This is a genomic window from Flavobacterium sp. IB48 (assembly GCF_016405855.1).
In the GTDB taxonomy this organism is placed as follows: Bacteria; Bacteroidota; Bacteroidia; order Flavobacteriales; family Flavobacteriaceae; genus Flavobacterium; species Flavobacterium ginsengisoli.
The window spans coordinates 634170-660665 of sequence record NZ_JAEFCA010000001.1; the positions used below are offsets into that span (position 1 = coordinate 634170).

The 26496-nt window shown below is 34.4% G+C and carries 19 protein-coding genes and 2 tRNA genes; 9 read left to right on the plus strand and 12 right to left on the minus strand.

The window, feature by feature from the left end:
• Positions 1 to 281 precede the first annotated feature (281 nt).
• The 9 genes from JC605_RS02790 to JC605_RS02830 all read right to left on the minus strand — a co-directional run bounded on the left by JC605_RS02790 (position 282) and on the right by JC605_RS02830 (position 11158).
• The gene (locus JC605_RS02790) at positions 282 to 941 is read right to left on the minus strand and encodes an HAD family phosphatase (RefSeq protein ID WP_198854776.1); all 660 of its coding nucleotides are present in this window, start codon (positions 939 to 941) and stop codon (positions 282 to 284) included.
• Between the two features lie 350 nt (positions 942 to 1291).
• Positions 1292 to 2875, minus strand: coding sequence for an MFS transporter (locus JC605_RS02795; protein ID WP_012023435.1), 1584 nt, complete (start codon positions 2873 to 2875; stop codon positions 1292 to 1294).
• A 1-nt stretch (position 2876) separates the two neighbouring features.
• Positions 2877 to 3926 carry an HlyD family secretion protein gene (locus JC605_RS02800; protein ID WP_073408093.1) on the minus strand — a complete coding sequence of 350 codons (1050 nt, stop codon included), beginning with the start codon at positions 3924 to 3926 and terminating at the stop codon, positions 2877 to 2879.
• A gap of 79 nt (positions 3927 to 4005) precedes the next feature.
• A complete protein-coding gene (locus JC605_RS02805) occupies positions 4006 to 5361 on the minus strand; it encodes a TolC family protein (RefSeq protein ID WP_198854777.1) in 1356 nt (451 codons plus the stop codon).
• 272 nt (positions 5362 to 5633) lie between these two features.
• The gene (locus tag JC605_RS02810; RefSeq protein ID WP_198854778.1) at positions 5634 to 6455 is read right to left on the minus strand and encodes an AraC family transcriptional regulator; all 822 of its coding nucleotides are present in this window, start codon (positions 6453 to 6455) and stop codon (positions 5634 to 5636) included.
• A 287-nt stretch (positions 6456 to 6742) separates the two neighbouring features.
• A tRNA-Asp gene (locus JC605_RS02815) sits at positions 6743 to 6816 on the minus strand.
• Positions 6817 to 7507: 691 nt separating this feature from the next.
• A tRNA-Asp gene (locus tag JC605_RS02820) sits at positions 7508 to 7581 on the minus strand.
• Positions 7582 to 7667: 86 nt separating this feature from the next.
• A complete protein-coding gene (locus JC605_RS02825; protein ID WP_111367556.1) occupies positions 7668 to 8594 on the minus strand; it encodes a DUF58 domain-containing protein in 927 nt (308 codons plus the stop codon).
• The gene (locus JC605_RS02830; protein WP_198854779.1) at positions 8591 to 11158 is read right to left on the minus strand and encodes a M1 family aminopeptidase; all 2568 of its coding nucleotides are present in this window, start codon (positions 11156 to 11158) and stop codon (positions 8591 to 8593) included. Before JC605_RS02830 ends, JC605_RS02825 begins: the two co-directional genes overlap by 4 nt.
• A gap of 973 nt (positions 11159 to 12131) precedes the next feature.
• Between JC605_RS02830 and JC605_RS02835 the strand changes: the two genes are divergently transcribed.
• From JC605_RS02835 to JC605_RS02850, 4 genes are read left to right on the plus strand one after another with little or no spacing between them, the layout of a single operon-like run.
• A complete protein-coding gene (locus JC605_RS02835; protein WP_198854780.1) occupies positions 12132 to 12563 on the plus strand; it encodes a DUF4625 domain-containing protein in 432 nt (143 codons plus the stop codon).
• A complete protein-coding gene (locus JC605_RS02840) occupies positions 12560 to 13030 on the plus strand; it encodes a DUF4625 domain-containing protein (RefSeq protein ID WP_198854781.1) in 471 nt (156 codons plus the stop codon). The genes JC605_RS02835 and JC605_RS02840 overlap by 4 nt, the downstream gene beginning before the upstream one ends.
• Positions 13031 to 13040: 10 nt before the next feature.
• Positions 13041 to 15248: a TonB-dependent receptor gene (locus tag JC605_RS02845; protein ID WP_233074015.1), complete on the plus strand. Its 2208-nt coding sequence runs from the start codon at positions 13041 to 13043 to the stop codon at positions 15246 to 15248.
• 50 nt (positions 15249 to 15298) lie between these two features.
• Entirely contained in the window at positions 15299 to 16522 is a 1224-nt protein-coding gene (locus JC605_RS02850) for a hypothetical protein (RefSeq protein ID WP_198854782.1), read from the plus strand.
• Between the two features lie 83 nt (positions 16523 to 16605).
• Here JC605_RS02850 and JC605_RS02855 read toward each other — a convergent pair whose 3' ends face one another.
• Positions 16606 to 17184 (minus strand): DUF4082 domain-containing protein, encoded by a 579-nt coding sequence (locus JC605_RS02855; protein ID WP_198854783.1) that lies wholly within the window; start codon positions 17182 to 17184, stop codon positions 16606 to 16608.
• A 34-nt stretch (positions 17185 to 17218) separates the two neighbouring features.
• Positions 17219 to 17800, minus strand: coding sequence for a hypothetical protein (locus JC605_RS02860; RefSeq protein ID WP_198854784.1), 582 nt, complete (start codon positions 17798 to 17800; stop codon positions 17219 to 17221).
• A 230-nt stretch (positions 17801 to 18030) separates the two neighbouring features.
• Here JC605_RS02860 and JC605_RS02865 point away from each other — a divergent pair, with 230 nt between their 5' ends.
• Positions 18031 to 18735, plus strand: coding sequence for a LytTR family DNA-binding domain-containing protein (locus JC605_RS02865; protein ID WP_233074016.1), 705 nt, complete (start codon positions 18031 to 18033; stop codon positions 18733 to 18735).
• The gene (locus JC605_RS02870; protein WP_198854786.1) at positions 18732 to 20810 is read left to right on the plus strand and encodes an ATP-binding protein; all 2079 of its coding nucleotides are present in this window, start codon (positions 18732 to 18734) and stop codon (positions 20808 to 20810) included. Before JC605_RS02865 ends, JC605_RS02870 begins: the two co-directional genes overlap by 4 nt.
• Positions 20811 to 20987: 177 nt before the next feature.
• Here the strand turns inward: JC605_RS02870 and trxA are convergent, their stop codons facing one another.
• Positions 20988 to 21305: a thioredoxin gene (trxA, locus tag JC605_RS02875; protein ID WP_008466289.1), complete on the minus strand. Its 318-nt coding sequence runs from the start codon at positions 21303 to 21305 to the stop codon at positions 20988 to 20990.
• A gap of 231 nt (positions 21306 to 21536) precedes the next feature.
• Here trxA and JC605_RS02880 point away from each other — a divergent pair, with 231 nt between their 5' ends.
• From JC605_RS02880 to JC605_RS02890, 3 genes are all read left to right on the plus strand, one after another.
• Complete coding sequence (locus tag JC605_RS02880; protein WP_198854787.1) at positions 21537 to 24008, plus strand: AsmA-like C-terminal region-containing protein; 2472 nt, start codon at positions 21537 to 21539, stop codon at positions 24006 to 24008.
• A gap of 96 nt (positions 24009 to 24104) precedes the next feature.
• Positions 24105 to 25370: a DNA cytosine methyltransferase gene (locus tag JC605_RS02885; RefSeq protein WP_198854788.1), complete on the plus strand. Its 1266-nt coding sequence runs from the start codon at positions 24105 to 24107 to the stop codon at positions 25368 to 25370.
• The gene (locus JC605_RS02890) at positions 25367 to 26452 is read left to right on the plus strand and encodes an HpaII family restriction endonuclease (protein WP_198854789.1); all 1086 of its coding nucleotides are present in this window, start codon (positions 25367 to 25369) and stop codon (positions 26450 to 26452) included. The genes JC605_RS02885 and JC605_RS02890 overlap by 4 nt, the downstream gene beginning before the upstream one ends.
• Positions 26453 to 26496 lie beyond the last annotated feature (44 nt).

The window sequence follows — 26496 nt, forward strand, 5'->3', positions numbered from 1 at the left end:
TTCTTTAATCTTGGAATTTGAAAAAGGCTAGATGGCTTTTCTAGAGGAGAAGTATTAAACGGTTTTTAAATCCGTTTAGTTTGTCATTTCGACGAAGGAGAAATCTTCGCGAGTAACTCGGTAACGCATATCAACAATCTTTGTGGAGCTTCTAACTAAGATTTCTCCTTCGTCGAAATGACAAGATTGTGGTTACAATATGAAAAAAACCTTTGTCAAAGTTTAAAACTTTGACAAAGGTTTCGTATCACTTGGAATTTGGGATTTTAAAAAATTGGAATTTATCTACCCAATATTTCAATAATCTTATCGACATTAATCTCACTATAATCATTAATATAAAAATCGCACGGCGGAAGCTGTTCTTTGGTATGCGTGCTCAAAACTCCAACGACTTTCATTCCGGCATTTAATCCTGCTGTAATACCCGAAAAAGAATCTTCGAAAACCACACAATCTGACGGAGAAACGCCAACACGTTCTGCCGATTTTAAGTATACTTCAGGATTTGGTTTATGAAACGTTACGTCTTCTGACGACATCATCGAATCCATTTTTTCGCCTAGTTTCAAAGCGTTTGCAATCAAATCCAGATTCGCACGAGGCGCCGATGTTGCCACAGCTGTTTTGAAACCACGAGATTTTAATTCGTTTAAAAAGTCCATATAATACGGAATCGCTTCGACTTTGTCTTTGTAGATCTCACGAAACATTCCTTCTTTTTCGTCTTCTAATTTTATCAGTTCTTCTCCCGCAATCGGACGTTTGAAGAAATGCGTCATGATATAACTATTATGTTTTCCGTACATATGTTCTTCAAATTCTTCTTTCGTGTACGGAATATTATATTTATCGAAAAACTTTTCAAAAGCGATCACATGATGCGGATTTGTATGCGAAATCACGCCATCCATATCAAAAATTACACATTGCTGGCTCATAATTCTGTTTGTTGTTTTTAACGGATGCAAGATAAGTTTTTCCGCAGAGTTACACAGAGGTTTCTCACAGAGATTCACCAAGATTTTTTTTGAATCTCGCAAAGTCGCAGAGTTTTATTTCACGCAGATTTAAAATGATTTAAGCAGATAAGCGCAGATATTATTAAAATCAAAATTAAATCTGCTAAAATCTGCCGAATCTGCGTGAAACAAAAATCCTTTTAATCTTTATAATCTGTGGCTTTAAAAATAAAACTCTTTGCATCTCTACTCCCGATGGCTATCAGGATTGCGAGAATAATAGACAAAGATTGGCAAAAACTTGAAACATTCAACCTGAAACAAAACCTTTACCCAATCCAAATTTTGCTTTTAACCAAAGTCATAGTCTGTCTCAAATGCTGATTGCACGCAATAAGAATAATCAAAACCAATAAACCGTAACCTACAATGGTATAAATCTCCATATCGGCCAATAAAGTTGATTGTTTTGTAATGCTTCCAAAAATCTTTTTCATGGCTAGAACATTCGCATTATCTGCCGAATATCCTTTGGCAATAAAACTCTGCGTGGCGTTTGCAATGTTTTGCTGTGCTTCGGGATTTTCGCCAGTTACAAACTGACTAAGTTTCAAAAAGTGTTTTTTGTTTAAAAATACGGTTGCATTCTGCATGACGCAAAAACCAATCGTACTTCCCCAGAAACGTCCAGAAACGCCGACAATTCCTGAAGAAACCGCCATATTTGCAGGAACCGAAGAAGTAGTAAATAAAATCAACGGAACAAATAACAATCCAACTCCGATGCCCTGCAAAAAGTACGGAACAATAATATCTGATAAAGCCACATCGGGCACAAATAGAAACGTAAACCAAAAGTGATACAACGCAATCAGCGAAAAACCAATCAGAAAAATGATTTTGGTCGAAAGCGATTTCATCAAGAAAAAAGCCGCCAAAACCAATCCGATGATATTTCCGAGTCCGTTAATGTATTGCACACCCGCAACTCGAGACGGATCCCAATTCCAAATCGAATACATCGCCGAATGGCAAAGACTCAACGTTGCTCTGCTGATGTAAAACAGGAAAAACAATAAAAACCCAATTCTCAGATTGGCGTATTTAAAAACTTCAAAATTAAAAGTTGGCCTTTTAACCAAAAGCTCTTTGAAGATGAACAAACCTCCCGTAATAAGTGCCGTAATAAGCATTAAAACCATTTGAGAAGATTCGAACCAATATTTTTTCTCGGCATACACAAAAAAGTAGGCACCGCAAAGAATAGCTGTTAAAACCAAAAAATAGCTCATCCAGTCGATTTGATACAACGGGATTTTCTTTGTTGTTCGGTGCCCACGAAAAGTAACCAAGATTAAAAAGACATTTAAAACCTGCAGTCCGCCCGAAACATACAGCATGTATTTCCAGTCGTAGTGATCCAGAAACCAAACCGCAATATTCATAATAAAAGGCGTAGACAGCAGTAGAGAACCATAATAAAAGGAAAAACCAATTATAATGGCATTTTTAGAATCAAACTGCTCAATAAGCAATTGTCTGATGGTAATGGCAGGAAGCGCCATTAAGATTCCTTCGGCAACTCTCAGCAATAGAAAAACCGCAAAATTATCGACATAACCCGACGTTACAATCGTAACTCCAATTAAGGAATAAACTCCCATGAGGTAATTTTTGGCAGGAAAAAAACTCGAAAATCGGCTTTCTATAAGAATTGTAGCCAGCAGAGTTCCATACGTAACGCACATCGCGTACTGCAAATCTTCGGGCTCGATATCCAGAAAACTTGCCGCATACGTTACGTTTGACGTATAAACCCCCAATAAAATCATGGAATGCAAGAGACAAACAAACAAAATCGTAATGATTGCCCATTTTGGAACCCATGATTTAAAAATACTTTTATCTTCCATTTTAGTGTGCTGCGATCACAGTAATATTCATTCCCGCTCTTAAAAAGTCGGCTTGTTTGTCGCTGTCTTTCAACTGAATTCTAACCGGAATTCTTTGTTCGATTTTTACGAAGTTACCCGTTGCATTATCTGGAGGAAGCAATGAAAATCTTGCCCCGCTCGCAGGTGATAAGGATGCAATTGTACCAACAAAAGTTTTATCGCTCAAAGCATCGGCTTTTATTTCAACATCTTGCCCAACGGTTAAATATTGCAATTGCGTTTCTTTAAAATTGGCCGTAATCCATTTTTCTTTACTTACAATTGACAATAAAGACTGACCTTCTTTTACCAATTGTCCTGGCTGTAAAGTTCGTTTTCCAACCCAGCCGTCATAAGGCGCTGTAATTATGGTGTACGAAAGAAATAAAGCAGCATTATCAGCAACAGCTTGTTTGGAAGCAATATTGGTTTGCGTTGTCGGAACATTTGCTTCGGCAACAGAAGTGCTTAAAGCAGATGAATGGATTCTGTTTTTCATTTCCTGAAAATGCGCCTGAGCCGATTCGTAATCTGCTTTTACTTTCTCTAATTGCTGAGAAGTAGCCGCTTCTTCGCTTACCAAAGCTTTGTATCTTTCATATTCCAATTTAGTTTTCCAAAGATTCGATTTTGCAGCTTCTAATTGCGCTTCGTTAATCGCGGTCGCACTTGCCGTATTTATGGCATTTTTCTGCGCCACAACGCTGTTTTGCTGCGCATTTTGAACATCGGCAAGAGCCACATTCAATTTTGATTTATATTCACGATTGTCAATCACAACCAAAGTATCTCCTTTATGCACAAACTGATTTTCGTTAAAACGAACTTCCTGCACATAACCCGTAATACGAGACATAATTGGCGTTACATATTGTTCGACTTGCGCGTCGTTGGTTTCTTCGTGATTTCTGTTGAACACATAAAACCAAATTCCTAAAATAACACCGCTTATAACAAGCACACACGCAATAATTGTTATTAGTATATGAAACGTTTTATTTCTTCTAGTTTCATTTTTTATCTTAACCATATCTCTTTAACTTAGTTCTTTTCTAAAAATCTTTCTTCTTTAATCTTTTTTCTAAGGCTTTAGCCTAATCTCTCACCATCTAGCTCTGCGGAAGCATTCCAGCCGTATGAAGCAGTTCGTAATGTTTTAAAACCGCATCCAATCGCGTAGAAATTTTGTTGTATTTCGCCTGAAGCAAAGCATTATCAGCGTCGACCATTTCGGTAATTAAAACCAGCTGATTTAAGTATTTCAACTTTACAATACGGTAATTTTCGTCGGCCAAATCCAGTGCTTTGTCCACAACAACAAACTTTTCAAGAATTTCCTGATACTGCGTATGCTCTTTATAAAGCTTATCTTGAATTTCCTCTTTTACAATTTCATTCTGCATTTCCTGCCATTTGATTTTGGTATTCGCCTGCTCCATTTTGGTTTTATTTTTATATAAAGACGAAAGATCAAAAGTGGCTTCAATACCAACCTGTCCTAAAGTATACAGATACGGATTAGGCGGAAAGAATTTATAATTCGGATAATAAAAACCGTAATTCCCAAAGAAATGCACGCTTGGCAAATAATTTCCTTTAACCATTTTTAGTTCCGTTTTGCTGATATTCAGCTCCTGACTAGCAATACGCATTTCTTCGTTTTGCAAAGCTTTATTCATATAAAAATCATACGGATCCAAACCATTCATTTCATCCAAACTCGACGTTGTATCAATCGCAATTTCTTCGTTTTCTGGAATTTGGATCAGCGTTTTCAGATCGTGAAGTGCGATTTTAATGTTTTTGGAGTTAGTTAACGCATTCAATTCGCGATCTGAAAGCTGTAATTCGGCACGAATAACTTCGTTTTTCGTAACCGTTCCATGTTTTTGAAGCGATTGCACTTCTTTCAATCGGCTTTTTTCTTCTTTGATGTTTTCTTCGAATATTTTCTGAAGTTCCATCATTTTATAAATTGCCAGATAGTTTGCCACCACTTCAAGCTCGATATCATTTTCGGCCTTTTCGGTTTTTATTTTAGCGATCTCGCTTTCCTGATTGGCAATTTTGATGGCATTATTAATCTTATTTCCGACATAAATTGGCATTTTAAAAGTCGAATTAACCTCATAAATTTCAGGAATTGCCGGTGTAACTTCTTTGTCTTTTAAAAACCCGCTTCCTTTGAATTCGGTAATATTCGTAATTCGAGAATACATGCCGTTTAACTGTACGTCTGGCAGTCGGAGTTCTTTTCTTTCTTTGATATTCTGCTCTGAGAGCGTGACCTCCAATTGAGATCTAAGGATTTTTTTGTTGTTTTCTTTAGCCAGCTTCAAAGCATCTTGAAGTGAAACAGTATGAACTTCCTGCGCTTGTAAGCCATTGAATGCTAATACAATTAAGAATAACAGCAGGATTCTGGGAAAACAATCGTCTGTAGAATTTGTTGTTTTAAGGAACATGAATAATTAAATATTTGATGCTGCAAAGTTCCTTCATTTTTCTGGTGACTGATAATTCTAAAAAGCCAAGAACATATTCATTTCAGACAAATGTTAAAATCGTGTTTTCCGAAAACGTTATATTAAAGCATTGAAAAACAATTTATTACAAAATAGATTTTGATTGTGATTATTTTTTGATTTCTCCCGCAGATTTGGCAGATCAAGCAGATAATTAATGAATTAAAGTAAAAATCTGTACAATCTGCCAAATCTGCGAGAGAAAAAACAAATCATTTGCTTTCTAAAATCTCTTCTCCATTTAAGTAATCGGAAGGCCTTTGTCCTAAAATTTTGAAGAAAGTATTGCTGAAAGTCGGAACACTATTGTAACCAACTTCTTCGGCTACCTCTTTTACCGAAAGTTTTCTTTCTAATAAAAGTTCGATTGCCTTGAGGATTCTTCTAATGGTATAATATTGAATAAACGACATGCCCAGATCTTTTTGAAACAAGCGATACAAAGAGCGTTCGCTGAAACCAAATTCATGAGCTACATCGGCAAAGAGAATCGTTTCTCCGAGGTTATTTTCAATATAACGAAGAATCTTTCCAAGTCGTTTGTCTTTTGGTTGTGGCAATTCTAAAGGAAGATTATTGGTGCATATTTGCGGAAGAATCGCTTTTATCGCTTTGGCAATGGCAAAATTCGGAGTTCCTTTTTTAAGATCACCGTTCCATCGATTGGTAAAAAGCATCATTTGCAGCAATAAGTTATTAACCGGATAAATTCCTTCTACTTTATAAAAGTCATCTTCGTCTTTTTCAACAGGAAAATACAGATTTCGCATTGTCACACTTTCCGATTTCGGCTCGATGCTATGCTCCACTCCACTCGGAATCCAGATAAAATGTCTAGCTGGCAAAAAATACGTTTTGGTTTCTGTAGTCACAAAAACAACATCACCTTCTGCATAAAGCAATTGCGCTTTAACATGTTTATGTGGCGGAATAAATAATTCACCCATTAAATCATGGTGACAGTATATGCTTTTTTTATCGGCATCTACTTTCCTAATGTAGTATTTATCGAGTTTCTGACCAGAATGTTCCATTGGTGTTTAATATAGCACTTTTTGTGATATTAAAGATAAGAAGAAAATTGGATTGTAGATTTAACCGCAAAGACGCAAAGGAAAGCGCAAAGTTCGCAAAGCTTTTTATACTTAAAATTTTAGCCACAGATTAAAAGGATTAGAGGATTTTTTAAAATCTGTGTTAATCTGTATAATCTGTGGCTAAATTAAACTTTGCGAACTTTGCGTAAATCTTAGTGTGCTTTGCGGTTAAATAACAAAAACAAAAAAGCCTTTCCGTTAAGAAAGGCTTTTAACAACTTAGGCGGTCTGGACGGGACTCGAACCCGCGACCCCATGCGTGACAGGCATGTATTCTAACCAACTGAACTACCAAACCCTGCGTTATTGCGAGTGCAAAAATACAACAGAATTTCGTTTCTGCAAGCGTTTTTTTAAATAAAATTTCAAGAAATTTTTAATCGATTAAAATCCAATATTTTAAAAATCCAAGTTTTAATAAAAAAGTAGGAACTTTCTTTTACTTAACCGCTAAGAACGCTATCCCGATAGCTATCGGGAACTCAAATTCCGCAAGTTTTTCATTCATATAGCTTATGATTTCAACCACGAGAAACGTATTTATATAGATTGTATTCCCGTGGTTGAAAACACGGGCTATGTTTTAATATATAAATGGAAAATCTTTGTAGAGTTACTTGCGAAGATTTGCTTTGCCTATTCGCTATCGCTCGAGCCTCGTTCCTCGAAATGACAAACTGTTACGTTAAAATCAGAATTAAGCAAAAAAAATCGCAAAGCTTAAAATTAATTAAGCTTTGCGAACTTTGCATTCTTTAGAAAATATCTTTGTGTTCTTTGCGTAAACCTTTGCGCTCTTTGCGGTAAAAACAAAAAACCAAAAGTGTTTTAAATCAAAAAAGCCATCCACAAAAGTGGAAAGCTTTTCATTGGTCTAACTACTAAACCAGCTACGAGTTACAAAGTCGTAGCAAAACAACACAACTAATCTTAGATACCGTATTTGGGCAAAAAAGCCTTTCTGTTACGAAAGGCTTTTCCCAATATTGCGGTCTGGACGGGACTCGAACCCGCGACCCCATGCGTGACAGGCATGTATTCTAACCAACTGAACTACCAAACCTCTGCGTTATTGCGGTTGCAAAGATAGTACAGAATTTCATTTCTGCAAGTGTTTTTGTAAAAAAAATGAAATAAATTTTCAAATTTTTATCCAAAGTTTTGTTTTTCAACCAAATATGTAGTCAATATTTTTTCAAAATTATCGCCAACATTTACCGGAACGTACTTAATTTGGTTCTTTGCGCAGGTTAAAGCCAAGTTTTTAAAATAAGCTTCTACTCTCTTTTCATATTGCTCTTTTACATTATCAGCAAAAATCGAAACCTCTTCTCCTGATTCTAAGTCGATAAACTTTCTTGGCGTGTTATCAAAATCAAACTTCAATTCGGTTTCATTATCAACTACATGAAACAAAACTACTTTGTGTTTATTATGTTTAAGATGCTGTAATGCATTAAAAAGCTTTTCATCATCTTCCGTCTGAAACATATCCGTAAACAAAATAATCATCGAACGGCGATGCATTTTCTCAGCAATCTGATGCAAATATGTTATTGTATCGGTCGTTTTTTTGACTTTTGGCTGAACCAATAATTCTTCCAGTTTATTCAAAAGCATTCTATGATGGCGATCACTTCCTTTCTCGGGAGCGTAATATTCGTATTTATCTGAGAAAACGCTTAAACCAACTGCATCACGCTGTTTCTTTAAAATATTCATCAAAACCGCCGAAGCCAAAACCGCAAAACCAATCTTCTTTTCATAAAAAGGCTGATTCGATTTCAGTTCAGGATAATGCATCGATGACGAATTGTCTACAATCAAATGACAACGCAAATTGGTTTCTTCCTCAAAACGTTTCGTGTACAAACGATCGGTTTTGGCAAACAATTTCCAGTCGATATGTTTGGTGCTTTCTCCAGCGTTATAGACTTTATGTTCGGCAAATTCGGCCGAAAATCCATGAAACGGACTCTTATGCATTCCCGATATAAAACCTTCCACAACCTGATTGGCCAGCATTTCGAGATGCTGAAAACTGGAGACTTTTTCTATTTCCGATTCGATTTTCATTCGGTTTCTTTTTTAATATTTTGTGCTTTATAAAGCAAATCTGTCGCCTGAAACAATTTGCGTTTCAAGATCGGACTAAAATTAGGATTTTCTTTTAAGAATCTTTGCACTTCATCAAAAGCAAATTTCGATGAATATTTCCCAACCGTATTATCCAGCCAATCTTTCGGAAAGAAAATATCTCCTGTTCGCTGAATTTCATCAACCAAATCTAGTGAAAATCTAATATATTTCTGAGCACTTTCCTGACGAAGCGGATGATTTACATTTGCCAAACCAACCGAAACCCAAGATTCTTTCTCTCGGTTTGCATCGTCTTTTAAAGATTCCATAAACGCATTTCGAACCGATTTATCTTTCGATAATGAAGGCAATAAAAACTCAAAACGCTTTTGTTTATCCGGATTGGTGAAAGATGTTCTGGTTTTCTCCAAAATCTCATCGGCTTTTGGATGTTTGAAAATCGCTAAATTCATCGCCATATTGGTGTAATCGTCTTCGTTTAATTTCAAATTCGGAATCGAAATTTCTCTGTTCCAAACCTTATATAAACTGGCTTTTGCCGAATCAGAATAAGCAATCGAACTAAACAATCCGAATAAAGTCTTTTTGATATTCGCAGATAAATTGGCCTGTAAACGCTCATATAAAACACCTTCAAGCTGTTTCTGAACTTTACTTTGTTCTTTTCCCGTCAATAATCTCCAATAAATCGTATTTAAACTTCCCGAAACAATTCTCAAAACCAATTCGTTTTGTTCTGTTTGAATTCCCTTTAAAAAACAATCAAAAGCTTTTTCTGTCGAAACATTACCAATCAAAGTGTTTTCATAAAGATTACTATAACTGGAAGCTCTAGCCATTTCATCTTTCAAATCAGCAATATAATTTAAATTATTCCCGTCAAGCGGAAAAACACCGTATCCAAAACCATTATAATTGTAAACAATCGCAAGCGGTTTTTCAACTCCTATAGCTTCTTTTACAACAGTATTTTTGTCATTAATATTGATTGATAAAACTTTTACCTCTTTAGCATAAACTAAACCAATCTGAAAAACCTGAGGCCAGATATTCTCTGATTTATCTTCTGCTTTTTGCTGAATTTCAAAGCTTTTGATTCGGTTTTTAGCATCATATTCTATTTGATCCGTAAAGGTTGCTCTTCCCGATTTATTTACCCAGACATCGCTCCATTTTTTCATATCAAGCGGAGTTTCAGCATCAAGAAGTTCTACGAGATTATTCCAATCAGCATTGTCATTTGCGTATTTCAGAATGTATTTTTGAATTCCTTTCTGAAACGCTTCCTTGCCCATCGAAGCTTCTAACTGACGCATCATAATTGGTGCTTTGTTGTAAATAATAGCTCCGTAAAGCGAACCAGCATCTTTCAAATTCGCCAAATGTTGCTTGATCGGATGTGTTCCTAAAGATCGATCTTCCGCGAAAGCGCTAGGATAATGCGCCGTAAAAAATTGCAGATTATGATTGACTTTTGGAAAAATTGGATTCATGATTTTATCGGCCATGAAGTTGGCAAAAACCTCTTTCATCCAAACATCATCAAACCATTTCATAGTTACCAAATCGCCAAACCACATGTGTGAAGTTTCGTGAGCGATGAGTTTTGCTCGGTTTAGCTTTTCGGTGTCGGTTGCGCTATTATCCAAAAACAAAGTTGATTCTCTATATTGAATTGCGCCAACATGCTCCATTCCGCCATATTGGAAAACAGGAATTGAAGCGAAATCTAACTTCTGAAACGGAAATTTATAATTGGTATATTTTTCTAAAAAGTCTAACGATTGCTGATGTAAATTGAAAATAGTATCAGCGCTTACGCGAAATTTCTCTGGACTGTTTTCACGATATAACATCGTCATTTCTAAACCTGGCTTCTGCGTCGTGCTTTTGAATTTTCCTGCTATAAAAGAGAATAAATAGGTACTCATTTTGTCTGATTGCCCAAAAGTGTAAGACGTAAAATCACCTTTTTCGAGTTTCTCTACAACATCGGCTCCAGCCAAAACCGACCAATCTTTTGGCACAGAAAGATTCAATTTATAAGTCGCTTTTAAATCAGGCTGATCAAAACAAGGAAATAAAGTACTGGCACGGTCTGGAACTAATAAAGTATATAAAAAATCGTCATTTCTATTTAATGACAAATTACCTGCAATAAATGAAATCGAAACCGTATTTTTTCCTGAAACCAAAGTCGAAATCGGAATTATAATATGACCATTTTCATGAACAATAGAAAGCTTTTTCCCGTTTGCTTCAATTGTTTTAATGTTCAAAGTTTTCTCTTTAAAATCTAAAATCAACGGCTGACTTAAATCAGATAAACTCAAATTTACAATCAAATTAGAGTTTATATTTTCTGCTTTCTGATTCGGAATTTCAAAAAACAAAGTGTATTGAAGATCTGAAATCTGTTTTTTACGAAAATTTGCCAGCTGTTCAGAAACGCCGTTTTCAAACAATTCACTTGTTTTTAATTGGGAAAAGCTATTGAAAATCAAGATAAAAAAACAAAGAAGGCTGTAGAAAATTTTCATTTTTAAGGAATATAAGATTTGCTAAAATTAACAAAAGCATTGATTTTTCGCAAACAATTATCGCAACAATATTGCATTTAAAAATAAGATTTCTATATTTGCAACACTATTGCATTAAACAGTATAAAAAACCTCATCTAGAAGTTAATCTTCACGAATGAAAAAGAAACTTAAATTTATAAATCTCTTAATGCCTTTGATTGTATTGTTCGCAATATTTTTTCCGGCTGTCCATTCGTATGAGCATATTTTAGACACTCATAATTCAAAAGAAAAATTAGAGTTTTCTATTTCCGAAAAACCGCAATTCAAAGCCAAACTGCATTCGTTTCATAAATGTTCTATTTGCGATTTCAAATTTAGCGCAGTTGGCACATTTGAATTCAATGCTTTTCAGTTTTTCAAGAATAATCCTGTTCTAAAACACCTTAGTTTTTACAGCAAACCTCATTTTGCATTTTTTAAGGGTGCTCTTTTCTCACTTCGAGCCCCGCCTTTTTCACTTTAGTTTTTTTTTGTGTTTCCGATTGTTTTACAATTCGGCTATTTAATTGTTTTTATGATTTCAAAATCTAAAAACATTCAAAAGCTATTTCATTTATTTTAAGCATTTAATACAACATATTGATATTGATATTGATATTGATATTGATATTGATATTGATATTGAAATAACTTTTTCTACACAAAAAAACTCAACATTTTATCGATCAACGCATTCAGAACTAAATCCTTATTCAGGCTTCTAGTTACTGTTGTGTTATCTAATCAGAGAAAAGAAATATGTCGCCTCTCTGAGGCTTTTTCTTAGGTCATAAATTATTTTCTATAAAGATTTCGTCCCTCCGGGACTTAGCCAAATGTCGAATTTCCTACCATTATTCTGTCCCACTGAGACTTGAATATTGAAATCACTATACCCTTTTGTAATCCAAATACCCTTTATAAAATGATCAAAATCAAATTAGAAAAAATGAAAACAATAAAACTCATTCTGGCTTCTCTTTTTGCTGCAATGGCTTTTACAAGCTGCAGCAATGACGATTCAGAAGAAAAACAGGTAATTCCAACTATTGACAAAATCGAGCTTGGTCTTAGCAACAGCGAAACAGCAACTATTGGCGCAGATTTCCATTTTAATGCAGAAGTAACTGCTGCTGATAAAATCGAAAATGTACAAGTAAAAATTCTACAGAAAAGCACCGAAACATACTCGAAAGTCTGGTCACACGAAATTACGTGGACGCAATATGCGGGCGCAAAAAACGCAACTGTTCACAAACATTTTGACATTCCAGAAGATGCTGCAGAAGGAAAATATGACTTTATCATTATCGTAAACGATCAAAACGGAACTAAGCTAGAAGTGAAGAAAAACTTAACGATTATAACTCAAAAAATATGAAAAAATTAAAGCTTGTAATTGCCATTTTGGCTCTTACTTTTATTTCATCCTGCTCCAGCGACAAAGCCGAAATCGACAGCGAATATCCAGTAATTGATAGTACTGGAGCAAATGCTTTTCCGATTCAATGCAGCACGATCGAACGCGGACAAACCTTCACTTTCAAAGCCACTTTTAATGACAATGTCGCTTTGGGTTCTTACAGCCTTGACATTCATCACAATTTCGATCATCATACACATAGTACAGAAGTTAATACCTGCGAAACCGAAGCTGTAAAAAGTCCTGTAAAACCAATGCTTTTTATAAACAATTACACGATCCCAAACGGAGTAAAAAGTTATGAAGCAACAGCACAAATCACCATTCCTGCAGATGTTGATCCAGGAGATTACCATTTTATGATCCGTTTGACGGATAAAGAAGGCTGGCAGACGCTAAGAGGTTTAAGTATTAAAATTTTATAAGATCAGATTAATGAAGAATGCCCTATCCATGTATTGGAGATTTTGTTTTTTACTCATCAGTTTATTAATTACGACCGAAGCTTTTTCTCAAAATCAGTCTTCAGAAAAGAAACCAGAAATCAAAGAACTTGACGAAGTTTTAATTAACGGAAATTCTTCCGAAAAACGTAAAAAAGAAGAATCGCTAAATGTTGAAACGGTAAACAACAGTTTCATTCAGCGTAATCTTGGCGGAAGTTTGATGCAGTCTTTGCAGAAATTGCCTGGTGTTAAAACTATTTCGATTGGTTCTGGAGGCTCTAAACCGCTTATTCGTGGCTTGAGTTTCAATCAGGTTATTGTGGTGGAGAATGGTTTGAAACACGAAGGCCAACAATGGGGAGCCGATCACGGATTGGAAATCGATCAATATGCTGTAAATCGGGTAGAAATTATAAAAGGTCCTTCTTCATTTATCTACGGATCTGATGCTGTGGGCGGCGCGATAAACATTAAACCTTTGCCTCTTCCGTCGCAAAACACTTTTGGCGGAAGCGTTGATCTTACCGGAAAAAGCAACAATGCGCAATTTGGAAGTTCTATTAATTTATTTGGAAGGAACGAAAATTGGTTCTTCGATTCTCGAGTAACCACAATGGATTATGGCGATTATCGCGTTCCAACCGATGTGGTTCATGTGTACAGTTATGCTGTTCCGCTGTACAAAAATCATTTGCGAAATACGGCTGGGAAAGAACTCGATTTTCATTTGAGTTCGGGTTATTCGGGAGAACGTTTTAAATCGGTTTTCTATTTCAGTAATGTGCATACTAAAAGCGGCTTTTTCGCGAATGCGCATGGACTCGAACCTCGAAATGTAAATCTAGAATTACACGACAAATCGAGCCGTGATATTTTAATGCCGTATCAGCAAGTCAATCATTTAAAAGTGAGCAATACGACTTCTTTTCAATTCGGAAATCATGCTTTTGAGACACAAATTGGTTTTCAGAATAATTTTAGAAGAGAATACAGCCATTACGTAAATCACGGCTATATGCCACCCATTTATCCTGAAGACATGTACGCTCCGCAAGATTTGGAACGTCAATATGATAAGGATGTCTGGTCATTTTCTGTTAAAGATGAATTTAGAATTGATAACCATCAAATTACAGTTGGTTCGAATGTAGTTTTTCAGCAAAATGAAATTGGCGGATGGAGTTTTTTAATTCCGTCTTTCACACAATTCAACGCGGGTTTATTTGCTTACGATAAAATTGAACTGAACGAAAAGTGGTTTTTAAACGGCGCTGTTCGTTACGATTACGGAAAAATAAAAATGAAATCGTATTACGATTGGTTTCAAAGTCCGGTTTCCGAAAACAATCAAACGGAATTGGAATATTTACAGCGTTCTCAAGATTTGACCAAAACTTTTGACAGTTTTACATGGTCGATTGGTGCAAATTACAATCCTGGAAAACTTTCGCTGAAAGCCAATTTGGGTTCTAGTTTTAGAATGCCAATTGCCAAAGAACTGGCTTCAAACGGCGTCAATTATCATTATTTCCGATTCGAAAAAGGAAATCCGAATTTGGATGCAGAACGTTCGTATCAATTGGATTTAGGAATGGAATGGAAAGCGCAAAACTTCTCTTTTCAACTGACTCCGTTTGTGAACTATTTTCCAAATTTCATTTATCTGAATCCAACCTCAGCGCACGATATTTATTATGGCGCAGGAAATCAGGTTTTTGAATATGAACAAAGCAAAGTCTTTCGTTACGGTGCAGAATTTCAAACAAGATATTATTTCCTGAAATCTTTAAGTGCAGAAATTGGTGCCGAATATCTTTATTCTGAACAAAAATCAGGAAGTAAAAAAGGCTATACACTTCCGTTTTCTCCGCCTCCATCGGTTTTGTTCGGATTGAATTACGAACCACAAATCTCATTTTTAAAAGAACCTTATTTTTCTGTTGATTATCGTTTTACGGCACAGCAAAACAATATTGTTCCTCCAGAGAAAAAAACGGCTGAAAGTCATGTTTTTAATGTGGCTTTTGGCTCAAAAATTAAAACAGGAAAACAGGATATCAGCCTCAATATTCAGATCCAAAATTTATTTAATACAAGATATTTAAATCACACCAGCTTTTACCGACTTATCGAACTTCCAGAAGCGGGACGAAACATTATTGTTTCTATGAAGATTCCGTTTTCGTTTTTGCGATAAGCAAACCATTCAAAACTCAATTATTTACAAATTTTAAATCCTTTATTACAATGAAAAACAAGTTTTACAAACTGCTATTTTTATTTGCTTTATCGCTTTTTGCGGTTTCGTGCAGTAACGATGATGACAACCACGACGATCATGATCATGATCACGACACTTCAGAAGAACATACATTTGTTCGAGTTTTACTTTCTGACGAAAAAACTACAGAGCTAACGCTTTTTGATCCGCATGAAGATAAAATCAGTTCTTTTACGGCAAAATTTGCCAAAGCGTCTTTGTACACAACAGAATCTGGACGTTATGCAGGACTTGTTCACAGAGACAATAATTTTGTAGAAACTTTCGACAGCGGATTAGAATTACACGGCGATCATATTGATGTTGATGATGTTCCGAAATTTGGAATTTTAGCGACAAGCGCATTAAAACCAACGCATTTTAAAAGTAAAATTGGAGAAATCCTGACTTTTAACGACGGAGACGGAACGCTTTCTGTTGGCAAAGAAGCAGATGTAAACAAAGCTGGTTCAACTTTCAAAACTATAAACGCAGGTTTATTGGCACATCACGGTGCCATGGCGACTTTTACAAACGGAACTTATGCCATTACTGAGAAAGACAATTCGGTAACGGGTACACTTCCAGAAAAAGTAAAAATCATTGACAATACCGGAAAAACACTTTTTGATGCTAAAATTGCGACAAAAGGAATTCACGGAAATGCTTCAGACGGTGTTTATGCTGTTTTTGGTTCGTCAAGCGGAATTTTGGTTGTAGAAAGCAACGGAAACCAAAAACTAATTGATCATCCAGCAGATTTTGGAACGGCTTGGTTTGGAAGTATTCTAGAAACGGCTTCGGCAGGAAAATTCATTGGTTATACGGCTGCAAAAGGCGCTTATTTAATTGATGTTGTCGCTAATACTGTAAAACCAATTATTGCGAACACAACCATTATGCAATGCAAAACAAGCTACGATCGTAAAAAACTGGCAGTTTTATTGCATTCTGGAGAGTTTAAACTTTATGACATCAGCAGTTTACAAGCCATAAAAGAAACTAAAGCGACTGCAGAAACAGCTACAGATGCCACATTAAAACCTCAAATGGCGGTTACAGATCGTTTTGCTTATATTACTTCGCCAACAACTGGAGAATTGATACAAGTAAATCTTTCTACATTGGCTATCAAAAAGACTAAGGTTTCTAGCACGCCTTATATGATTACGATTTTAGGTTATGAAAACAGCGAAACGCACAGCCACTAATTCATTATTCAAATAAAAACGGAAAAGGTTTGACAATCGTCAAACCTTTTCCTTTACTAATTCAAAGCTATCCAAAAAAAGAATTATTCAGTTTGTTGAAAATCAAAGCTTAAATCTCCTGCATTGTAATTTGCCGAAACATTTGTCGGGAAAGTTTGTGCCGTTCCAGAAATCCATCTGTATTCGATAAAGGTGATGTTTCCTGCAATAATAGGATAAGTCACATTCGAATTGTTAGCTTTGTTCTTTTTGTACCAATCATTAGAATTCATGGTTATCATGTATTTTTTATCTTTTTCTAAAGCCAATTCGCTGATTTCTTTAGAAACTTGTACATCTGCTGTTACAACGTTTAAAGTCTCAGAACGTAATACAGATTTTGCTGTGTAGTCCCAGATCGTTACACGCACCGAAGGATTTGTAGCGGGAAGTTTTAAGGTTATGGCTTTAATTTTTCCTTTTACAGTTGGGGTAAATGCCAGTCCGAATTCATAATCTCCAGAATTAATAAAATTTGTTATCGTCGTGAAACCAGTTGCGGTATAGTAAGCGTCTAACGGATTTTCCGTTTTAAATGTTGGTTTATCTTCTTTATCACTACTGCACGAAACGGTAAAAACAGCGACAACTAAGACTATTAATATGCTTTTAAAAGTTTTCATAATATTAAATTTGATTTGTTATTTGGTATTGAAACTATGGCTGAATATTAAAAGCAGCACAAACTTCTTTGTAACTCATTTTAGAATAATCTTGTTTCGCCATTTTTGATGTTGTAGCGGCAGCTCCTCCAGGAATCAAGATATAACGCCAGTTTAGAGAAGCAGGAAGCGCTACAGTTGTTCCATCATTTGCATGTTTAAATCGGAACAATTTGATGGTTCCAACACTTGCAATCGCAGTAATAGTATTTGTTGATCCTCCAGCTGTTGAAGTATATGGAAGCGTAAAAATATTAGTTCCAGATCCAAAACTTAAATAGACCAATATGGTTCCTTTAGCCATAATGTCTGTTGTAAGTTGCGGCGCAGTAATCGTAGTAGATAAACCTGAAGTTCCGTCGATAGTTTCTGGAGTTCCTGCCGGAGCATTAATCCATCCGCTGTAAATTACGTTTGCTGTTCCTGCCGGACCTTGAGCTCCTGTTGCTCCGGGCGCTCCATCAACTCCGTTTGTTCCATTAGTTCCGTTAACTCCATCAGTTCCATCATCGCTACTGCAAGAAATCATACTTATTAGAAGTAATAAAATTGTAAAAATGGTTTTAAAAGTTTTCATAACATTTTGGTTTTAAAATTTTAATTAAATAGTTCTTTTTTAACTCAATAGCTTTTATTTTTGCATTAATCAAAAAGATCTTTTTTTTAACTTTCTGATTGAATTACAAGACAAAGTTGCCCGATTAGATTATCTTTAAAAACCCTTAATAGACGAACAGCATTTTAAATAGACAGACAACTTATTTGGAGCTGTTTTTTTGCCTTTTTATTGAAAAAAACTGGTTATTGATGAAGAAATACTCTTGTATTATTATTGATGATGATGAAATTGACAGACTAACAGCGGTTTCTTATGTCAAGAAATTTCCTGTTTTGGATATTGCAGGTGTTTTTGAATCGGCTGAAGATGCTGTGCCTTTTTTAGAAAAGGAAAAAGTAGATATCTTGTTTCTAGACATCGATATGCCAGGTTTAAACGGAATTGAATTTAGAAAACAAGCTTTAGACATTCCTGTCTGTGTTTTTATAACAGCACATCCAGAACATGCGGTAGAAAGTTTTCAGATTGAAACTTTGGATTTTATTGTAAAACCTTTGAAGTTGGATCGTTTTACGCAAACCATAAATCGAATTGAAGAATTTATGGAAATAAAACTAAAAGCTTCTCTCTTTGAAGCCAGTATTGGCGGCGATACCATTTATATAAAAGAAGGCCACGAGCAGACTAAAGTTAAGCTTCATGAAATTTTATATCTCGAAGCCTTAAAAGATTACACTTTGGTCGTTACAGCACAAAAAAGGCATTGCGTGCTTTCGAGCATTGGAAATTTACTTAAAGAAGATCATTTTCAGTCATTCGTCCGGATTCATAGAAGTTATGCCGTGCAGAAACAATATGTTCAGAAAATCAATTCTACTGAGATTATTTTGAATAATAATGCTGTAATTCCGATTGGAAGAAGCTACAAAGAGAACTTAAATCTAATTGCATGAAAAATTTTAAGTTCTTGCTATTCGCATTTATTACTTTTAATGCTTTTGCACAGCAAGAACCTAATTTAGCGCGTTACAAATCGGCAGACGAAAAATTAAAAATCTGGCTAAAATATTGCAACGAACTTTTGGATGCCGATGAATACCTTCAACTTATAAATGCTTCTGAAAAAGGAGTTTTACTTGCCCAAAATAAACCCGCTTACCTTTCTAAATTTTATTTTCTGAAAGGTTTTGGATACGAATTCAACAATAATCAGTACAAAGAAGCCACAACCAATTACGAAATTTCTCTCTCGTATGCTCAAAAAGCAAAACATCTCAAGAGTATTGCTTCAAATTGCATGCGATTGAATTATATGTATTATTCGTTAAACGAAATTAAAAAAAGAGACAATCTTATTCTTTACATCAAAAAAATTATCGATACTACAAAAAACATAAAGACACAGGCAACTCTTAACGGAAGTCTTGGCGAATATTATCTAAGTTATTATGATTATGAGACTTTTATTGGTTATCAATTAACGGCTATAAACTACAAGAAAAAGCTCCCAAAAGATGTTGCCAATACAGAGAATATCGGAATTTCGTATTGCCAAATCGGATCGGCTTATGCCAAAATGAAACAATACAACAAAGCACTCGAATATCTAAATTATGGCAAACCAAATGTAAAAACGTCTCCTTACGTGAGTGCTTTTTTGTGCAATTATTACTTGCAATGTTTTGTTCCGTTGAGAAATCGCGACAGCATTAAGAAATATTACAATCTGATTTACACTTATCCGTCTGCAAAAGATTCTCTGTTTTTAAATCTCAGCTTCGCCAATAGGAGTTTATCTGAATATTATATTAATGAAAGACAGATTAGTAAAGCGTACTCGTATGCTCAAAAAGCCGTTTCGCTTGGAAAAAAATCGGCAGATGATGAAATTTTAATGGAAGCCGAAACCGCAATGGGAAGAGTTTTATATGAAAAAGGAGAATATCAAAAAGCCATTGAAACATTAAAAAAAGCTTCTGTAAATGCTTTAACTTATGATAAGGAATCTTTTGTAACCATAAACAAAAAACTCTCTCAGAGCTATGCTGCGCTTGGCCAATGGAAAGAAGCTTATCATTACAACGAAATTTACAGCAAATACAGCGATGAAGTAATGGAGCAATCTGCCAAACAAAGCATTGCAAACGCAGAAGCACGTTATCAGAACAAAACCAAAATTCAGGAAATTAAAAATCTTTCGACAGAAAATGCCATCAAAAACATTCAGATTCAAGATGCCAAACAACAGCGTATTTTCTTGATTTCAGGAATTGCTTTAGTCTGCATTATCGGATTATTATTGTTCAAGCAAAATCAAAGCAGAAAGAAAACTAATCTTAAACTTCAAGTTTTAAATCAGGAATTGGATGAAGCTAATAAAATCAAAGCTAGATTCTTCAGTATTTTAAACCATGATTTGCGAAGTCCGATTTCAAATCTGATTCATTTTCTGCATCTTCAAAAAGAAAATCCAGAATTGATTGATGAAGAAACAGCATCTAGAATGCAACAGAAAATTACAATTGGCGCCGAAAATTTATTGTCTTCTATGGAAGATATTCTACTTTGGAGCAAGGGACAAATGGAGAATTTTAAACCTCAATTTAGAAAAACAGAAATTGCTGTTTTATTTGAAGAAACCAAAAATCATTTTTCGAGCATAGAAAAGATTGAAATTATATTTGAAAACCCAGAAAACATCATTTTAAAAACTGATGAAAACTATCTAAAAACAATTATCAGAAATCTTACCGGAAATGCAATTAAGGCTTTAGACAAAACGCAAAATGCAAAAATTGTTTGGAAAGCATGGCAGGAAAATCAAAAAAAATATCTTTCTATAACAGATAACGGACCAGGCGGAACGCAAGAAAAATTTAAAGCTTTATATAACGACTCTGAAGTAATCGGAATCAAATCGGGTTTAGGATTGCATTTAATTCGTGATTTAGCAACAGCCATTAACTGCAAAATCGAAGTTTGTTCAAAGCCAAATATTGGAACAACTTTTACAATTATTTTTAAATAAATCTCCCACTAATTTCACAAATTGACACTAATTTAATTAACTCAATTTTTTCTGCCACAGATTAAAGGATTAATTGGATTATAATGTGTGTTAATCATTTTAATCTGTGGCAAAAAAAATAAAATAAAAAAGGTTTGACTTTCGCCAAACCTCTTTTATATAAATTGCAATCTAAGATTACAATAAAGCGTCTAAACTATCTGCGTAGGCTTGTTTCGGAGCTACTCCTACTTGTTTTCCTACTACTTCACCATTTTGAAACACCAAAACGGTTGGTATGTTACGCACACCATATTTTGCAGCAAATTCTTGGTTAGCATCTACATCTACTTTACCAACAACTACTTTACCAGCGTACTCTTCGCTTAATTGGTCAATGATTGGACCAACCATTCTACAAGGACCACACCATGCTGCCCAAAAATCTACCATTACTGGTTTATCTGATTTTAAAACTACTTCATCAAAAGTAGCATCTGTTATTGCTAATGCCATAATATATTAAGATTAAAATTAGGTCTGAAATATTAACTTTCAAACTACAGTACAAATTTAAAAATTTAAAATAAATCAAACACCATTACTAAATTAGTTTTCGTTATAAATGTATTATCATTAATTATGAGCTAGATAACTTTAAAATTACAACTTATTTACTTGAAAATCAAACCAATAAAAAGTTAATATTTTTTATAGTATCTTTAATACATTCAAAATTCGGCTACTATGAAAGAAGCTTTATCCAAAACCAAATCCTTTCTGCAATCTGATTCTTTTAAAAAATACGCCAAACGTTTTGGATATTTTATCTTGGGCTTAATTGCAATACTTTTGCTTGCCTGCGGAGGTTTGTCTATTTATTTTAATCGAAATAAAGCCGAAATTATTGCTAAAGTCAATACTAAAATCAACGAAAATATAAATGGCAAATTTCATATTAGAGATTTTCATTACAAGTTTCTAACTGGTTTCCCAAACTTTACATTGGCGCTTAATGATGTCGAAATAAAAGACAATCAATGGCAGAGCCACAAACATACTTTGCTGAGAGCAAAAGAAATCGAAGCGCGTTTGAACATTTTGAGTTTGTTGCAGCACGAAATCAACATTCATAAAATCTTGATTAACGACGCCGATATTTATATTTATAAAGCCGAAAACGGTTATTCTAACGTCAATATTTTTAAACCAAAAAAGAAGAAAACGCAAACTGACAAAGAGAAACCCGAAACGACAATTGACGAAGTAAACCTCAACGATGTTCACGTCATTATTGACAATCATCTGGGGCATAAATTGTTTGATTTTGATGTGGCGAGTTTAGAATCTAAAGTAAATTATGGCGATAACAACTGGCAGACCAATCTGTATTTGAAAACCAAAATTAATAGTCTAGCCTTTAATACCGTTCATGGAAGTTTTGCTAAGGAGAAAGTTCTGGAAGGTAATTTTGGCATTTCGTATGCCGAAGCCAATCAGAAAATAGATATTAAAACCAAAGGACTTAAAATTGGTTCTGACGTTTTTGATATTGTCGCTTATTTTAATATCGGAAAAAACAATTCGCTTTTTGGAATCAATATCGGGACGGATATTTTATGGCGAAATGCTTCCAATTTATTATCGGCAAACATTAGTTCTAAACTCAACCAATTTGATATAAAAAAACCTATTAAAGTAAACTGCGACATTAAAGGTGATTTGAATGTTGAAGGCGATCCAAAAATTGTGGTGCAGGCAGACATTCGCGATAACGAAGTGAGTATTCCAGATGGCTTGTTTACCAATTGCAGTTTTAAAGGAATTTTTACTAACACTTTTAAACCCGAAAAGGAATCCAGCGATCCGAACTCGGCTATTATTTTAACCAATTTTAAAGCCGAATACGCAAGTATTCCGTTGACAATTGCACAAGCAGTTATCAATAATCTCGAAAAACCAATTGCTACAGGAGTTGTAAATTCTGATTTTGACATTTCGAAACTCAACGGAATGATGAACGAGAAAATACTTCATTTTGAAAGCGGTCATGCCAAAGCCAATTTGAAATTTCAGTTTGATATTGTCGATTTGTACATCAATAAACCAAAATTTACGGGCGATGTTGATATTGCTGATGCCACATTCGATTATATTCCGAAAAAGATTCATGCCGAAAAAACAGCTGTACAATTGTCGTTTACGCAAGAAGCACTTTACATTAAAAAAATAGCCTACAAACACAAAAAGAACATTATCCGCATTGACGGAAAAATCGATAATTTCTTAAATCTCTATTACGATGCACCCGAAAAAATGGTCGTAAACTGGAATATTTACTGTCCAAATATTGATGTAAAACAGTTTATAGGCGTTTTAGAAAATTCTCCTAAACAAAAAGTGGCGGAGAAAAAACCAGTAAAAAAGAATGTCAATTTTACGAATCAGTTACGATCTGTAATAGAAAAATGTGCCGCTGTAATTAATCTCAAAGCCGATAAAATCACTTACGGATCACTTACGGCAACCAATACTCTGGCCACAATCCAGATGCTTGATTCGAAGATTTTGCTCAAAAACGGAACATTGCAAACTTCCGGTGGAAGCATAACGTTTAGCGGTTCTGTACAGCCAAGTGGCAACCAATATGTTTTTACATCAAATGCGCAGGTAAACCGAGTTGATATTGCGAGTTTTTTAAGGTCTTTTAATAATTTCGGAATCAAATCTTTCAGTCCAAAAAACATTCGCGGACGATTAAGCAGCAATGCCAATGTTGCAGGTTTAATGAGCAGCAAAGGCGATCTGATTGTTAACTCCATGAAAGGAAAACTAGATTTTAACGTCAATCAAGGTGCCTTACTCAATTTTGAACCGATTATGAAAGTCGGAAAATTTGCTTTTCCGTTTCGTGATGTCGAGAATATTACTTTCAGCGATTTGTCGGGTTCGCTTAATTTGCGCGGAGAACAAGTCGATGTCAATAAACTTACCATAAGTTCGAGTGTCTTAAACTTTGACGTTGACGGAATTTACTCTTTTGGCCGAGGTACCAATCTCGCCCTCACTATTCCGCTAAGAAATTCTAAAAACGACGCCAAACTCGCCACCAAAGAAGAACGAAAAGCCGTTCGCGAACGCGGTATTGTCCTGCATTTGATTGCTTATGACAATGAAGGAAAAATGAAGGTTAAATGGGGTAAGAAGGATAAGGGGTAAAGAAATAATTACTACTTATCAAATCCAGTTTGTGGAAAACATAATTCCAAATTTTAGATTATTATTCATAAATTGCACCACTAATTTTAGCGCAAAATGACGGGAGAAGAAAAGATCAACATTGACGAATTTGATGGTAAAAAATTTAAAAATCGCTTTGTAGAAGAAGACGATAATAGAAAAGCCGTTGTTACACATTATCTGCACAATTATCACAATGGCGTTAAAGATCATTTTGAAGAAGAAGCTGCTCAATACATAAAACAAATTGTTGAATATAAAAATGAAGAAGAAAAACTAAATATAGTTTCTGATTCTGCATTACAACAATTGCTTTTTGAAGTAGAAGATGTTCCGTTTCCTACTCCCGAAAATTATACTTTTAAATTTATCGACCTTTTTGCAGGAATTGGTGGTTTTAGAATTGCATTGCAGAATTTAGGTGGTAAATGTGTTTTTACTTCTGAATGGGATGAAAATGCAAAAAAAACTTATAAAGCAAATTTTGGAGAAACTCCTTTTGGAGACATAACAAAAGAAAGAACAAAGAACTACATACCAAAAGGTTTTGATATTTTATGCGCAGGATTTCCTTGCCAAGCCTTTTCAATTGCAGGAAAAAGAGGCGGATTTGAAGATACGCGAGGAACATTATTTTTTGATGTTGCCAAAATTATAAGAGACAAACAACCAAAAGCAATTTTCTTAGAAAACGTAAAAGGATTGAAAAGTCATGATAAAGGAAAAACTTTAGAAACAATTTTAAATGTTCTAAGAAATGATTTGGGATATTACGTACCTGATCCTGAAATTATGAACGCTAAAGAATTTGGCGTTCCTCAAAACAGAGAGCGTATTTATATTGTTGGTTTTAGAGGTGACTTAGGAATAAATTCATTTGAATATCCAGAAACTTTAGATGAGAAAGTTACATTCAAAGATGTAAAAGAGAAAGATGTTGTACCTACAAAATATTATTTATCATCTCAATATCTTCAAACTTTAAAAAATCATAAAGAAAGACACGCCAACAAAGGAAATGGATTTGGATATCAAATCATTAAAGATGACGAAATATCAAATTCTATTTTAGTTGGAGGAATGGGAAGAGAAAGAAATTTAGTCTTAGATTATAGAATCACAGATTATACACCTTCAACACATATTAAAGGAGAAGTAAATCGTGAAGGAATTAGAAAAATGACTCCTCGTGAATGGGCAAGATTACAAGGATTTCCTGATAATTTTGTAATTCCAGTTGCTGATGCATCTGCATATAAACAATTTGGAAATTCTGTTGCTATTCCTGCAATTCAAGCAACTGCTGAGAAAATAATCGATTTAATTAGACCTTTCTTATGATTACTGGGAATAAAGGAGAGTGGAGCGAGCCATATGTTTTATTAAAATTACTAATTGACAGAAAATTATATTTGGGTGATGAAAATTTCAACAAAATAAAAGATGTTTTCTACCCTATTTTACAAGTTGTTCGTCATGAAAAAAATCGTGATGTCAATTTTACATATAATGAACAATTTGTTGTCATTTCTGATGGGGTTTCACTATTTAACATTCCTCTCGTTGATTTTATTTTAAATACGAACCTTTGTTTTGAAAAAATCAAAAATTCAGAAAAAGGAAAAGGTTCTTTCGGAATTCCTGAGATAGAAAGTTTTCTAGCGTCATTTTCAATAAAAACTTTAAAAGCAAAGTCAAAATTAAAAAATGATATTACCATACAAATTGAAGACAGAAATTCTATAATAAGTCCAACTTTAGGATTTAGTGTAAAATCTCAATTAGGAAGACCTGCAACTTTAGTCAACGCTAGTGGAGCAACTAACTTTACATATTTAGTAAAAGATAAAGTTCTTACAGCAGAAGAAATCTTAAAAATAAATAACGAAAAATTATTTTCAAATAAAATAAAATTTTTAAATCAGTATGGTGCGCATCTAGAATTTGAAAAAGTGGATAATCCTATATTTACTTCTAATTTACAGACAATCGATTCACATTTTAGTAAAGTTCTCGCAGAAGTTATATTATATTTTTACGAAAACAATATCCCATCAGAAAATACTATCTCTAAATTTATTGGGAAAGTTTCCAACAGAAACCTTTTAGGGTACGATTTAGATATTAATTCAAGTATGTATGAAATGATGATGAAAAAATTCCTAACTGATTACGCTTTAGGGATGAGAGCATCAGAAGTTTGGAAAAGAAACTATCAGGCAACTGGAGGTTATTTAGTCGTTAAAAATGATGGCGAATTACTTTGCTACCATTTTTATTTTGCAAAAAACTTTGAAGACTATCTTTTCAACAATACTAAACTGGAAACTGGTGATGTTAAAAAACATAATTTTGGTTATGTATATACTGAAAACAACCAACAAAAAATCAAACTGAACTTACAAATAAGATTTAAAAAGTAATCTGTTTTGGCTAGCACTATACAATATAAAAAAAGCCACTTTCG